Annotated in this window: 17 protein-coding genes; 6 read left to right on the top strand and 11 right to left on the bottom strand. The window is 36.2% G+C overall.

The window, feature by feature from the left end:
• Positions 1-4: 4 nt before the first annotated feature.
• The 3 genes from MHH73_RS03515 to sipW form a co-directional block, all read right to left on the bottom strand.
• Positions 5-664, bottom strand: a complete 660-nt coding sequence (locus MHH73_RS03515) for a Yip1 family protein (protein ID WP_341064707.1) — start codon at positions 662-664, stop codon at positions 5-7.
• Positions 665-1,201: 537 nt separating this feature from the next.
• Positions 1,202-1,804 carry a TasA family protein gene (locus tag MHH73_RS03510; protein ID WP_191816621.1) on the bottom strand — a complete coding sequence of 201 codons (603 nt, stop codon included), beginning with the start codon at positions 1,802-1,804 and terminating at the stop codon, positions 1,202-1,204.
• Between the two features lie 52 nt (positions 1,805-1,856).
• On the bottom strand, positions 1,857-2,396 hold the full coding sequence (sipW, locus tag MHH73_RS03505; RefSeq protein ID WP_225230729.1) for a signal peptidase I SipW: 540 nt from the start codon (positions 2,394-2,396) through the stop codon (positions 1,857-1,859).
• A gap of 255 nt (positions 2,397-2,651) precedes the next feature.
• Here sipW and MHH73_RS03500 point away from each other — a divergent pair, with 255 nt between their 5' ends.
• The 3 genes from MHH73_RS03500 to MHH73_RS03490 all read left to right on the top strand — a co-directional run bounded on the left by MHH73_RS03500 (position 2,652) and on the right by MHH73_RS03490 (position 7,570).
• On the top strand, positions 2,652-4,376 hold the full coding sequence (locus tag MHH73_RS03500; protein ID WP_341064702.1) for a M4 family metallopeptidase: 1,725 nt from the start codon (positions 2,652-2,654) through the stop codon (positions 4,374-4,376).
• A gap of 422 nt (positions 4,377-4,798) precedes the next feature.
• Positions 4,799-6,031 (top strand): helix-turn-helix domain-containing protein, encoded by a 1,233-nt coding sequence (locus MHH73_RS03495; RefSeq protein WP_341064699.1) that lies wholly within the window; start codon positions 4,799-4,801, stop codon positions 6,029-6,031.
• 327 nt (positions 6,032-6,358) lie between these two features.
• Positions 6,359-7,570, top strand: a complete 1,212-nt coding sequence (locus MHH73_RS03490; protein WP_341064696.1) for an MFS transporter — start codon at positions 6,359-6,361, stop codon at positions 7,568-7,570.
• 98 nt (positions 7,571-7,668) lie between these two features.
• Here the strand turns inward: MHH73_RS03490 and MHH73_RS03485 are convergent, their stop codons facing one another.
• A complete protein-coding gene (locus MHH73_RS03485; RefSeq protein ID WP_341064693.1) occupies positions 7,669-7,962 on the bottom strand; it encodes a hypothetical protein in 294 nt (97 codons plus the stop codon).
• A 118-nt stretch (positions 7,963-8,080) separates the two neighbouring features.
• On the opposite strand from MHH73_RS03485, the gene MHH73_RS03480 reads away from it, so the two are divergent.
• Positions 8,081-8,674, top strand: coding sequence for a hypothetical protein (locus tag MHH73_RS03480; protein WP_341064691.1), 594 nt, complete (start codon positions 8,081-8,083; stop codon positions 8,672-8,674).
• A gap of 2 nt (positions 8,675-8,676) precedes the next feature.
• Here the strand turns inward: MHH73_RS03480 and MHH73_RS03475 are convergent, their stop codons facing one another.
• From MHH73_RS03475 to MHH73_RS03460, 4 genes are all read right to left on the bottom strand, one after another.
• Positions 8,677-8,976, bottom strand: a complete 300-nt coding sequence (locus MHH73_RS03475) for a hypothetical protein (RefSeq protein ID WP_341064690.1) — start codon at positions 8,974-8,976, stop codon at positions 8,677-8,679.
• A 16-nt stretch (positions 8,977-8,992) separates the two neighbouring features.
• Entirely contained in the window at positions 8,993-9,391 is a 399-nt protein-coding gene (locus tag MHH73_RS03470) for a hypothetical protein (RefSeq protein ID WP_341064687.1), read from the bottom strand.
• A 70-nt stretch (positions 9,392-9,461) separates the two neighbouring features.
• Positions 9,462-9,917 (bottom strand): hypothetical protein, encoded by a 456-nt coding sequence (locus MHH73_RS03465; RefSeq protein WP_341064684.1) that lies wholly within the window; start codon positions 9,915-9,917, stop codon positions 9,462-9,464.
• On the bottom strand, positions 9,907-10,506 hold the full coding sequence (locus MHH73_RS03460; protein WP_341064681.1) for a histidine phosphatase family protein: 600 nt from the start codon (positions 10,504-10,506) through the stop codon (positions 9,907-9,909). The genes MHH73_RS03465 and MHH73_RS03460 overlap by 11 nt, the downstream gene beginning before the upstream one ends.
• Before the next feature lie 212 nt (positions 10,507-10,718).
• Here MHH73_RS03460 and MHH73_RS03455 point away from each other — a divergent pair, with 212 nt between their 5' ends.
• Entirely contained in the window at positions 10,719-11,912 is a 1,194-nt protein-coding gene (locus tag MHH73_RS03455; RefSeq protein WP_341064680.1) for an MFS transporter, read from the top strand.
• Here MHH73_RS03455 and MHH73_RS03450 read toward each other — a convergent pair.
• The gene (locus MHH73_RS03450) at positions 11,909-12,400 is read right to left on the bottom strand and encodes a GNAT family N-acetyltransferase (RefSeq protein WP_341064679.1); all 492 of its coding nucleotides are present in this window, start codon (positions 12,398-12,400) and stop codon (positions 11,909-11,911) included. The two genes, MHH73_RS03455 and MHH73_RS03450, sit on opposite strands and share 4 nt — an antisense overlap.
• Positions 12,397-12,765 carry a VOC family protein gene (locus tag MHH73_RS03445; RefSeq protein WP_341064677.1) on the bottom strand — a complete coding sequence of 123 codons (369 nt, stop codon included), beginning with the start codon at positions 12,763-12,765 and terminating at the stop codon, positions 12,397-12,399. Before MHH73_RS03445 ends, MHH73_RS03450 begins: the two co-directional genes overlap by 4 nt.
• A gap of 423 nt (positions 12,766-13,188) precedes the next feature.
• Between MHH73_RS03445 and MHH73_RS03440 the strand changes: the two genes are divergently transcribed.
• Entirely contained in the window at positions 13,189-13,686 is a 498-nt protein-coding gene (locus tag MHH73_RS03440; protein WP_341064676.1) for a hypothetical protein, read from the top strand.
• Positions 13,687-13,747: 61 nt separating this feature from the next.
• Here the strand turns inward: MHH73_RS03440 and MHH73_RS03435 are convergent, their stop codons facing one another.
• Positions 13,748-14,083 (bottom strand): hypothetical protein, encoded by a 336-nt coding sequence (locus tag MHH73_RS03435; protein ID WP_341064675.1) that lies wholly within the window; start codon positions 14,081-14,083, stop codon positions 13,748-13,750.
• Positions 14,084-14,125: the final 42 nt, after the last annotated feature.

The following is a 14,125-nucleotide window of genomic DNA, read 5'->3' as shown; positions in this document are numbered from 1 at the left end:
TACCTTACACCACCGTAGAACCAACTAAAGCGAAGACCAGACTAATAATAAAGAAAGCAATCGCTATACCGTAAGCAACCCCTTTACTTAATCCCGCCACTTTATGCAAACCTAAACCGACAAGAATTGTTTGCCATATGGAGAAAACTTCAATACTTGCCCAAACACTGGTAGCTTCTGTATTTAATACAGCTGCTAAACTCGTCACATTTAACTCTGGATTGCCACCAATTATCATACGAATCACACCATTCAAGATGAGTCCAATCACACTAATAACCAGAATGTATGTATTCATTGAAAATAGCTGCTTAAATGACACATCCGAACTAGCAATTTTACAAATTAATAGATAAATAGCTGAAGAAATTAACACCGTGAAAATGGGTGAAATAATGCCCATAATTCCAGTCGTAATCAGTGAAAACATATACACCATGTCTTGCTCAGCTGGAGATAAATCCTCAATTCCAAGATAAGCTGGATCCATCGACAAAGCGGTGATAATCATACCAACTGTAAATAATAACGACACTAACAATAACGGTACCCAGATTTTCGGTTGTTGCTTAATCCGCTCAAATTGCTCTGATGGATTGGCAATCATCCCGAACAAACGAGGTTTCTTTGGTTCTTCCACTTCTTGCTTTAATTCAGCTTCCATAAAAAATCTCCCCTTTTAAAATTTTCTACAATTATGTATACGTGGTGTGAATTGTAAAGTTTCATTTTTTTGGAAAATAATTTCAATAAAGACGCTGAATGCTTAAATGAAAGGGAGGGGAAGTTAAAAGGGAACGTTTAAAAGGAGAAACATTTAGTTTTCACATAATAAAGAATCAATCAGTGGAAAAAGAAGCGGCGAAATTCATAATAAGATTGAGAACGAAGAGGGCAGCATTCAATTATGCTAGCAAAACTTACTGGTAACTTTGAGAGAGGAAATGAAAGGTAGTGGTAAGGAGAATCAGTAATAGGGTAACGCCCTTTTTGGGGTGCCTGATGAGATGTCTCATCAGGCACTATTTTGATGGAAACGCTGGCTGATATACTTGATTTTTTCATGTTTAAAAGCGAATTCTTTTGCGACGTCCTCAATTTACAGTGCTGATTTGAGAGACCGCCATTCTCCATCACATTACACTCTCAAACCAGATTCCCCGTTTAAGAGCAGTGTTTCACACTTTTAAATAAAGACTCATTATTGTTCGTCAATGTATTCCCCAGCAGTTTGCTCAGCATTGAATGTCCAATTTACACGAAGCTGATCACCTTGAAATTGATTTTGGTCTTGTCCATTGTCAACAAATTCGAATAACACAAACATTTTTTCTTTCTCCCCTGCTGGGATGCCATCCGGTATTTGTCCACCGCCAACGAATGTATCAATAGCCGTTAAATCTGGCTCTGTATTCGATAATTCTGCCAATGTAGTTTCAACAACTGGGACGGTTGCGCTGCTTGTATTGTACATAATTGTTACTTTGATATGGTCAGCGAAGTCTTCTACATTATCCCCATTTGCATCGACGACAGAGTAATCTGTTTGTAGCAGTACTTTATGAATATCTAATGTCCCATTATTCTCTAAAGTGAATTCTCGATAGATTTCATCACCTGGTTTAATATTATCAATATTCACGACGAAATCCGGATTTACAGCTAAATCTAGCGTTCCTGCTGCAAAAGTATTTTCAGTTGCAAAACTATCACTAAAATAAGCATAAGTTCCTCCGGTAATTAATGATAATCCAAGTGCAGCTGTCATCAGATTCTTTTTTGTTAACTTAAAATTTAATCCCATGTAAACATTCCTCCTAAATATATGTTTCACTTCCCCTTAGTAGGGAAGAGAGTTACTGCGTATATACCTCTTTTGGTTTTCTTTCGCTAGGTTGCACAAAGGCAGAGAAGAGTAAAATAATGCCTGGAATAATCATTAATAATGCGGCTCCTACTTTGGTTTGTGCGGTATGTAGCACATAGCCTAGATAGGGAATAGTCACACCGGCATATTCCCCAACCACATGATGTGCTGGGACTTCCCATCTATCAACAGCGTCATTATTATCACCTTTAGTCGTGTAAGTAATGGCTCCATCTTTTAAAGACGTTTCTACTATTCTATGTGTGATAAGGATCTCATCAAGTTTGAAAGTAATAATATCTCCTGATTGATAGGTTTTGTTTTCTTCTGTTTTGTTAATCGCTATCACTGAACCTGTTTTAAATAATGGTTCCATTGATCCAGAAAGCACTGTTTTAAACTGGTATCCAAAGAGATTAGGTTCATTACCGGTAAAACGTGCGAAAAGCATGATAAATAATAAAACACAGATAAGCAGAAATAGTAGATTACCAATTAATCGCAGTGTCCATTTTGCTAGACTTAACAATATGAATGACTCTCCTTTCATAAAAAACTTAATCGATTTTCTCTGCTAACATTAATATAACTGAAATATCTGATAAATAAATTGGGTTATTTTTATCTGTAATTAGACCTAATAAAGCGTGTGATTCATATAGAAGATGATAGAGATGCGAGTCCAAAGTCGCGTTTTATTAACCCAATCGCTGACATATTGACGTAATATTAAATTTTCAGAATAATTATAATTGTTTACAGAAAATAATATGAGGTGATTGTTTTGAAGAAGAAAAATTTTACTAAGAAAGTGATATTACCTACTGCATTAGCCTTGTCCGTCACATTCGCAGGGTTTTCTCCATTGTCCACATATGCAGCGATTCAAACAGAGACCAATGAAGTCATCTGGCAAGCACCGAAAGGGTTAAATAAAGAGGAGGTTGTACAAGCTTATTTACAAGACCAGCTGAAAGATGAGACCCAATCTAAAGCGCGAACAAGTAAAAAGAGTGTGAATCAATTTAAAATCATTGATGAACATGTTGATAAACAAATAGGAACGATTCATATGAAAACCGTTGAGCAAGTTGACGGGGTCCCAGTTTATGGCTCAGGTCAAACCATTTCGCTAGATGAAAACTTAAATGTTTATGCTTCTATCGGGGAAGTAAATGATGAGTTAGTGAAAGTAAATATAAATACAACTCCTAGTATTACTAAAGAAGAAGCAGAGTCTCATGCGAAAGCTGCGATAGAAAATGAAGTCGGTGCGATAAAAGATTATGATGGCATTGAAACAGAACTGATGGTATTTCCAAAGAATGATGAATACCATCTAACTTATTTAGTAAAAGCCTCTACTTCCATTCCTGTGCCTGGTTATTTCCATTATTTTATTGATGCACATACAGGTGAAGTACAACATCACTTTAATGCCCTTCATTCTGCGGAGCCGGAAACAGAAACTGTCAGTGCTCGTGGATTAGACTTATTTGGCAAAATGCAAAATTTCAATGCAACAAAGAATATTGAAACGGGCAAAACCCATTTGTATTCATTGGAAACTGTCAAAAATCGTTCGGTACCAATTCATACGTATGATGCAGCAAGAATGGGTGAAACGCCTTTTATCCTTTTATCTGCTTTACTAGGATTTACAGGTTTTGAAGTAGAGACAGCGTCAAACTTCTTCTACGATCCAGCAGCCATTTCTGCTCAACAAAACTCGATAAAGGTAAACAAATACTTTCAAAATCAACATGATCGTAATAGCTTAGATAACGATGGTATGAAAATTATAAGCACCGTGCACATAGGTGAAAAATGGAATAATGCCGCGTGGAACGGGAAACAAATGCTTTATGGAGACGGTGATGGTTCATACTTCAGCTCACTAGCAGGGGCACTTGATGTTGCAGGACATGAAATGACACACGGAGTAATTACAAATACAGCTAATCTAACATATGAAGGTGAATCAGGAGCACTAAATGAATCCATTGCTGATATTTTCGGTGTGTTAGCAGAGAATCATTTCAAAGCCGAAGAAGATAGAAACTGGCTAATAGGTGAAGATGTATATACACCTAATATCGCGAATGATGGCGGCCTTCGTTCATTAGAAGATCCGAAAGCCAATGCGCTTCACCCCAATTATGGCCTGAAAGATAACCGTTATCCTGATCATTATGATGATCGATATTTAGGGGAATTGGATGAAGGTGGCGTTCATATTAACAGTAGTATAAATAATAAAGCAGCCTACCTTATTGCTGAAGGTGGAGAACATTACGGTACAACTGTGAATGGAATTGGATCAGATAAATTAGGCAAAATCCTCTATAAAGCATTAACAGTCTATTTAGTGCCATCATCTAATTTTTCCGAGATGAGAGAAGCTATGGTCCAATCTGCACGTGATTTATATCCTGATAAAAATGGAGAGCCTTCCGCTGAAACAGCTGCTGTAATGGCTGCCTATGATTCTATCGGAGTGTTAGAATGATCACTGCTTACTAAGAGCTGAGCTGCATCTAAACGAACAAACGCTATAAATTATAGCCTTTGTTCGTTTTTTTATTGCTAGCGTTTAAAATTCATTGTGCCTTAAAGTCATTCTATGATTCCCACTCATAGATCTATAAACTTTTTGCATTTCCATTGTTTTTATCTAAATCATGTGCACACCCATCTCTCTCTTAAGTGATGCACAAATTTACTTTAGCTCTTCCTTTCTCACTTTTACACGCAATCTCCTCTACTATCTTCTTGTTTATAACCTTATGAATTCCCTCCTTTATACTCTCTACATCTATCAGACAAAATACCCACTAATGATTATAATTTTAAAAATAATGTAGCAATTCAGTGAATTTATATTACAATTGTATACATTATTAATTAAATAGATCTAGGGGGTAAGTACCATTGTCAGTAGGCCATATTATTAAATTTTATAGAGAAAAAGAAGGTATGACGCAATCACAATTAGGTGACGGTATTTGTACCGCAACACATGTGAGTAAAATTGAGAATGGTAAAACAGATTATTCATTAGAAATTATTCAATTGTTTTCGCAAAAGTTACAAATTGATCTACAAAAAGAAAGTGAGAAGTTCGAGGAAATCGAAAAAACATTGCATTCATTCAATGAAGCTTTGATGTTGAATAAGATCAAACAAGTAGAGTCTTACCGAAGAATCTTAAATAATATACCGTACTTACTATCTACTAAGTATGCCTATTTTTATCAACTCGTAATGTTACGATATTGGTTTGTAAAGGAGGAGAAAAAGGAGATCGAAGCCCTCTTAGGTTCTTTAGCCAAAGTGGAAGCATGGATGAACCCTTATGAACAAAATTTTTTACTTCATATGAAAGGGTGGTATCTCATCCGCTATTCATCTAAAAAAGATGATCATTATGAAGCCATTGCTATTTTCAATAAGATCCAGATTGCCTATTACCCAAATGAGGAATTCTATTATCATTTAGCACTTGCTTATCAATATGTAGGAAGACAAGTCATGGCATACATGTATGCAGAAAAGGCTTTAAAATACTTTAAAGAAATTAATCATTACGCTGATGCAATTAAGGCGGAGTCCATATTGTTATTACACATATCTGAAGATCCTTATATCGATGTGAAACCTATGTATAACCGATTAATTTATGCCTGTGAACTAATTAATGATAACGAAAAAAAAGGGATGTTACTGAATAATCTTGGCAACGCACTTCTCAAAAGAAAAGAATATAATGAGGCTTATCAATACCTAAAGGAATCTTTACGCCTATGTAATAAAAAAGGGAAAGTCTACATTCATCGCCTTTTCAATTATAATCTCGTTGCGGTTGAAGGTAATTTAAGTAGTAAAAAAACCTTAAGAAAAAATATTATCGAAGGACAAAGAATAGCACAAGAACTAGAAGAAGATGTTTTTATTCACCTTTTTAATTTATTGGAGTATAAATTAGAAGAAAAACAAGAGAAATATCTACAATACTTAGCAGAAAAGGCATTCCCGTATTTCAAAGAACATCAACACTTTTCCTTAATGAAAACATCATTGAAGGAATTAGTAGAGATGAATCAAATGAATTCTTCCCCTCACCTAACCATAGAATTATTAGAAGAAGCTGTTCAGCTTATATAGGCTTTAAAATGCCACTTATGATTTCTACACTGTAGAAAGTCATAAGTGGTGATGGGTATTCCCTCCCTGGTATCCTTATTCATCTATACTACAAATAAAAGCTTAAAAGTTTGATTAAACAAAGGAAAAGTTAGTCTTTTAAACGAATAGCTAAAAGATAAAATAATGTAAAGCCAGTTCTATTCCATATAGATAAATTTGTAGAAAGTGAGCCCCCCATTATCTTTCTATTATGTGAAAGGAGTTTGAGGAATTTTTGAATAATCCGATTTGATTTACCCCCTAAAAATCTAACATTAAATGAACTAAACTTGGGGGAAAATAATCATGTTTCAAAACAAAAATTTTGCTTTATTAGTATCCGGGCAGTCTCTTGCGAATATGGGGGATATTCTTTATATTACTTCTATCATTAATATGATATATCAATGGACAGGATCTAGCTTTTCTACAGCATTTGTTCCTTTTACGATAACATCAGCTATGTTTCTATCAAGCCTACTCTCACCGCTTGCGATGAACCGCTGGAATTTAAAATGGTTACTCACCTTTTCACAAGTTGGGAAAACGATCATTATTATCCTACTCACCCTGCTTGTAACTGAAATGGTTGCTGTTCCGTATTTAATCGTCTTTATGCTCATTGCTGGCATCGGCTTTCTCGATGGCTGTGCGAATCCGATTAGCCAAACATTGATTCCTCACTATGTAAGTAGTGAACAATTAGTAAAAGCAAATGGATTTTTCGATACGATTACACAAATCATTCAAGCTGGCATGTGGTTCATCAGTAGTATGTTGCTCATTAGTATGGGAAGCAACAACTTACTGTGGATAGTGATTGGTTTATTCTTCTTATCTAGTTGTTTACTTTCTTTCTTAAACAACATACAAGGATCAAACGAAAAACAGCCGTCTCCGCTTGCCGAAATGAAAGAAGGCTGGAACATCCTGTACCGAACACCGATATTGCGAAAAATGGCCTATATTGAAGGGCTTGACTCTATCGCAGCTACAGTATGGCTCGCTGCTATTCTCTATGTTTATGTGAATGAAAGGCTACAAGCCGACCATCAATGGTGGGGCTGGATAAATGGCGCTTTCTTCCTTGGGCTCATTCTCGGCAGTCTTTATTGTATGAAGTATGCAAAATTAGTAGAAAACAAGATACGAAAGGTGTTCCTGTTAGGGAGCATCGCAGCGTTTTTTAGTACTTTCTTATTCGCTTTAAATACGATACCCATTCTTGCACTTATCCTTGCCTTTTCATTTGGTGCTTCTATACAAATAAAAGGCATACCGCAACATACAATGATTCAAACGAGTGTGTCACTTACACAGTTATCAAAGGTCTATGCCGCACTAGGCGCATTGGGCACAGGTATTTTCGCCATTTCCGCTTTGCTAATGGGGTGGCTCGCTGAAACGTTTAATGCGCAGCTTGTTTTTCTCATCTCTGCCGCTTTAATGGCAGTGATTAGTGTCTTGATAAAGGTTAATCAACAGGTTTTTGTTAAAGGAAATGTGAAGCAAACGTAAATGATGGCAATGAAAACTTCCCACTAATCTTAAGGGAAGTTTTCTTCTTTTTCATCTGTAATAAGATGCATGATATATACCAAAATTCAATAATGGTTTTAAACCATAACCGCATGAACAAACAAAGCAAAGACAACAAATAAATGAACAACCGCCAATATCCCAATATATAAACCATTTAGTGGAAAAAGTAACAAGTGAATCAAAATAAGTAAAAAGCATTCCACTGCAAACAAAATAACAGTCAACCCTATTCGATTGGCTAGCTTCTTTTCATTCCTTATTCTTCCCTCTTTATAACCAGCGATAAAACCGACACTCCCCTTACGTTTAATCACCAAACCAATTACCACTAAAACACTACAAAGTAAAAAAGCGAGCGTGATCTCCATAGAAAAGCTTTACCTCCTACCTTTTATCTATTTTTCAAAAATGTATATTAAAAAGTTTATTTCATCAGAAATGAGACTAAATAGAAACTATATATTCTTGCTAGGGAGTGTGACTATCGTGTTTGATCTTTTTGATTGGCTTAGACTTTTATTATTTGCTATCATCATTTTGCCATTAACAACAATCGTTCGAGAGTTTGGGTATTACCTAGCAGCGACCATTTTAGGTAGCAAAGAAAAGAAGTTAGTGATTGGCAGTGGGCCAGTATTATTTAAAGTACCTACTATCGAGGTGAGAAGATACTTCTTTATGAATAGCTGGATGGAGTATGAAGAATTAAATCCGAGCGGACGCTTTTGGCACGGGTTCATTTATGCTTCTCCTATTTTAACGACAGGTGGTTGCGCGATTATTGCTAATTCGCTTGTATTAGAAGGGATATTACCAAATAATATTTTCTGGCAAACATTTATCTTTTATTGCTTTTATTATGTATTTTTTGATATTGTCCCTGTTTATTTGCCAGATGGGCAACCTACTAACGGTCGGGCGATTTTTGACCTCATCTATTACGGGGAGCGCTCCGATTATTTAAGACAAAAAAATAAACAAAGCAATGAGCAAAGAGCTTACACTGATAAGCAGCAAGAAACGATGGAGAATAGAGATAAAGATGAGAGGGAGCATAGTGACCATACCCAACCCAAATAAGATTAGACACTAGTTTCTTCTCGTTTATTTAATTGCTTGTATAACATATTCAGAACTGGAAAATAAATGAGCGCACTTACTGATAAGAAAAGAAGGAGGCTAATGAGCTTCTCTCCTTTTAATAAATAGTCAGTATGATAAACAAACTGTAATTGTTCATTCAAGGAAAGTGGGGTGGTGAAAATCCCAAAGAGAAACCCTAAAATGGCGAAAAAACCGTAAATATTTAAAACAGACCTTATTGTTATTTCTCGTTTTTCCACATAGGTAACTACCTGCTGTTCCTGTGGTTGAGCGTTCATTTAACCTCCCCTTTCATTAAATACTGATTAACACTAGAAAGAATATAAAAAAGCATATCGGTAAAAGAAAACTTAAAAGTGCTGTCTTCGTTTGATAGTTTTCCTGTTTCCTGTTTAACAAACGATCGATAATAAAAAACAACCAAGCGGCAATTAAACTAATTTGTAGGAGAACGAGGCCAAATATAGTATGGAAGAGAAAGGTAAGGAAGATAACTAACTTATTTTTTTTCTTAGCAAGTAAACTGGCAAGCCAATCACTAACGAGGGAAGTCGCTATTCCATAGATATAAATAACTGGAAGACTATACACCATGACAAGACCAAGGTATTCTAACTCTATGAAATGAGGATTTAAGGTCAGTGGGTAAAGCACGCTTGTAATGGAAGCTGCAATCAACTTTCGTCGAAACATATTGCCACCTCTCATTCAAATTGGATACTCTAATTATAACATAATTTTGAAAACTATATGAATTTTACCATTATGAACTTGCGATGCGATCAAGCTTTTTCAATCCTGATTGTTCAAACTCATTGGCTTCCGTCTTTAAACGATTGATGTCATCCTGTTGATCTAATCCCGATTCTAAAGCTTCTTTCTCTAATTGATGTACCTCAGCCTTTAATGAGAAAGCTGTAGAGAGATCGGCACTCGCCCCTTCAAATACGGATAACATACTTTCAGATAGATTTTCAGGTGGCGGATATTGGTTGTATAAACTTGCTAGTTTCGTTGCCTCTTCATATAAAATTTCTAGTTCCTTTAACATCTCTTCTGCTTGATTATCTTCCTTTGCTTCTTCATATGCCACTACATGAGTTAGATAGGACGATTGTTCAGCTAACATTTCTTCCTTAAATTCTTCAAAAGTGGGTTCCTTTGTGCATCCGAAAAGTGAAACAATCATTAAAATGAACAAACTATATTTAACCTTCACTTGGGCCCCCCTTTGGCAAAATATAAGTACTACAGCTCCAATGTGTATGATGAATCGTTCCTTGCCATTGTCGTTTTTCTAACTCTTTAGCAATGAGGCGATTGAAAACCCCATGTCCGACTAAACAGACCGATCCATTTTCTCGCGCTTCCTTTATGAGAAAATCAGCCGCGGCAATTGCTCTCTCTTTAGCTTCACGATAAGACTCGCACCCATGCTTGGCACCTAAAAACCATGCAATTCTTAAAAAGAGTGTCCATTGATTTGGTTTTAGCCTTATAAACTTACCTAAGGAAACATGAGGAAGCTCGGCCTCCCGAAAAAGAGCATGAGCCGCATAATTTTGATTGACAGCTAAATGATGAAGAGTCGCCTTCGCCCGTAACAAATCACTCGTCAGCAATGTATGTGCTTTTTTGATTTTTTCGATAGTCCATGCTGGATAGCGTTCCATTGGTTCGACTCCGGATTCATCATAAACTTCTATCCACGAACGATACCCAGCTCCATCTATTCGTTTATTCTCTTTATGAATGGAGGCGCCATGTCTGATTAAGTTAATTTCCATCCTTTTCACTTCGCTTTCCATATCTAACTCTATCTATGTCCACCTTTTCACAAGGATCATTCATATAGTTAAAGCCTCTCATTAAAGGTTAAATTATACATTCTCTTTTTAAAAATATTCTATCAAGGAGAAACAAATTCCTTTTCTTTTTATTCGAAATATATTGAATAAATAATTCTAAAAATATAGAATATAGACAATCTATTTATCCATTATAGGAAAGGAGCCAATTCATGTTACATACGCGGTCATTTAAAATACTATGGTTGGGAAATTTAATTTCTGAATTTGGTGGTGCTATCGGGAGGATTATAAATGGCTTACTACTATATGAACTGACGGGTTCAAAGGAATGGATGGCAACCATGTGGCTTTGTTACTTCCTGCCATCACTATTTGTTCAAAGCTTAAGTGCCCCCTTTTTGAACAATATCAATAAAGAGAAAGTGTTATTTAATACCCAACTCTTCCGCTCAGCTGTCTATCTTTTACCTCTGTTAGGGAGCATAGTAGGCATAAACGATATAACCATAGTAGTGCTCGTGATTCTGCAATGTACAATCGGTATATTGCAACCAATTTATGCTAGTATTTCATTCTCATTAATCCCAGTATATTGTGAAGATAACAAGCTTGTCTCAGCCAATAGTTCAATCGATGCAACGATAAGATTAATGAGCTTTATCGCACCAGGAATGGCTTCTGTCTTATTACTCTTCTTACCTTTACACTTTCTTTATCTACTCACAACATTGCTCTTTCTTCTTAGTGCTTTTTCACTTCACCAATTGCCATACTCAACAGCAAGTTCGTCAGTCAACAAAAATAAAAAAAGTTGGCGCCAAGCAATCATAGGAGGGTATCAAACCTTCTTTTCCTATCCTTCTTTATGGAAGTTAACCCTTCTCGCTTCAGCGGTACAGTTTGCAGTAGGAGCAACAATGGTGATAAAAATCCCATTTTTTCGTGAAGAATTAAGCGGCACTTCCTGGGAGTATGCTCTATTTGCCGCTGCTTTTCCATTTGGTTATGTACTAGGTACGTTTTTGTTAGCGAAGTTGCCTAAGAACGATGTAACGCTATACCTCGGTTTGTTTGGAGGCGGACTCTCTTTTATGCTTTTGTCTCTTACACCATCCATAACCCTTGCATGGGCTTGCGAGCTACTCGGGGGGTTATTATTCCCATTATTTAACGCACAGAGTGTAGCAAAATTCCAGAGAGTAGCTCCGAGGGATCAATTAGCAGAATTAAGTGCCATCCGTCTCCTTTTTTTAAGAGTAACGATGCCTTTAGGGATTTTATTTGCCTCTTTGCCATTACCAACTAGGAACATCTATCTTTATATTGGTGGGCTCATACTCTTTTTAGCGATTGGTTCCTTCTTAAAAAGCACTCGTGTTTCTAGCAAACATCATACAGCTTAAGCATTTTTCTCTAATCTATAAATCACTTGTTTTGCTCCAAAACGATAAATATAACAATCAATAATGAACCCAAGTTTTTCTAAAAGTTGACACGAACGCTCGTTAGCTACTTGTGTTTCAGCGACAACCTTTTGCTCGTTTAGTTTAGAAAAGGCATACACCAACACTTCATGAACGGTTTCACTTGCATACCCTTTCCCCCAACTATCGGGAAAAAATTGATAAGAAATTTCTATATCTGCCTCACAATGGTGGGGGGTAAGGGCGATGAATCCTAAGTGATGATGTGTATGCTTATCTAATACGATCCAATACTTCCAAGATAAGTTCATTAACATATTCTCCATTTGCTCCTTTACTTCTTCAATTGTTCTTATCCCACCAAGATACTTGCGGACCTCAGCATTCCGATACAATTTCACCATTGTGGGAAGATGCTTCATAGAGAGCGGAGTTAATACACATCTCTCAGTCATCAACGTCTTCATTTACTAATCTCTTCAATCATTTCTACACGATTGCCGAACGGATCTCTAAATTCAAAACGGTCAAAACCTGGAATAGGGACACCCTCTATTAAACTAATGTTTTGCTGCGATAACACTTCCTTCCAAAAGGATAGATTATCTACTTCATAAGCAATATGTGCCTTTGTAGTCGTTCTATCGAATCCATTCTCCGTGCCAACATGGACAGCACGGTCGCCTACCTGTAACCAAAAACCACCTCTCCCTTTCAATGAAGCTGGTTTTTCAATTTCCTTTAATTGCAGAACTTCGCAATAAAACCGCTTGCCTTCTTCTTCTACCCCTTTTGGAATCGTTAATTGTACATGATGAATTCCTATAATCATAGTTTACCTCCTTTATCATTCTTTTCCGAAAGAATAGAGCATTTAGGAAAGTCCAGTTTTTCTTCATAAAAACGATGAGCTGTTTTCGTGACAAGGCTGATTAAAGATAAATATAGTCTGCTCCAAGTTTCACCAATTGAATTAGCTTTCCTCCCTATCCTTTTGAACGAACAGTTGCATCCGTGACGAATTCTGACATATACACATGCTTGCCGCCACAATAACAAATAAGGTCTTCTAACGAAGAATGCAATTGCTTGATTAACAAAAAGCTCCCGTCCTTGCGCCACTTCATTCAACCTGACAATTCCATCAGTCATACTCCTTCTTTTATTCAACTCTATATTTCTACTTTTTAGAAGAATATTCCTTTCATCTAACGACATAATAAAAAGAATCTTATTACAAAAGGAGCTGTTCAATATGCGTAAAAAAAGAAGAATAGTCATATTACTTTTCATTTTCATCTATCTTGGTCTTGTATCAAATGTTAGTGCCCTTACCTTCGACACCTTACCTGTCGAGCAATCATCACAACATTGGTCAGTGGAAATAAGTGAAGGCGTCGGTAAGCAAGTAAAACAGCAATCCAAGGTCGGTCATTATGATACACGGTCTTTGAAAGTTGAAAACATGGGAGAGAACAACCTCATGACTGCTGAAATTTCAATGTACCGAAATGAACCAAAATCAACAACAAAGTATGCACTACACGGTTGTCCGGAAGCACTGGATTGCAGGCAAATTTCAGAAGATCAAAAGTATACGCTTGCCGCACAATTAAATAATGGCTCCCCATACAATTTCACAAACTTTATCCTAGCTGAAAAAGCAACAGAACTTGAAATTGAAATCATCTGGACAGAAAAAGGCAATGAAGGACGCCCACTGAAAGAAAGATTTGTTTTTTCTGAGGAATAAATGAGGGAGAAGGTTATTCTTTGCTGATAAAGAGTAACCTTCTTTAGGAGTAAATAAAGAGCTATATATATGGAAGCACTATTTGATACACTGCTAAACTGAATCCTAGTATACTGGCTTTTAACTTTGAATGATGGTACTTTTTTGATGTTTTTAAATGAAGAAGAATAAAGATAAAACCGATTGGTATGAAAAGTTGAAAATATCCCTCTTCACTAGAACTTGTATAAACCGGGAGCACATAAGTACTGATTAAAAAATAAAATAAAATCCTAATTTTTTTCGTTTCAAGTTTTTTTGCCCAACGTACTAATAAAAAAATAATTATAATTATTGCAATGGTATACGGTATTGGAGGTAAAACAATCGCCTTCCCGTCTCCTAAAGGAATATCCATTCTGCACCTTCTTGATTTTCAATTCTCTAACACCACTTGAGA

The sequence above is a fragment of the Cytobacillus sp. FSL K6-0265 genome (assembly GCF_038003465.1).
In the GTDB taxonomy this organism is placed as follows: domain Bacteria; phylum Bacillota; class Bacilli; order Bacillales; family Cytobacillaceae; genus Cytobacillus; species Cytobacillus stercorigallinarum.
This window is presented reverse-complemented; position numbering and strand designations above follow the sequence as displayed.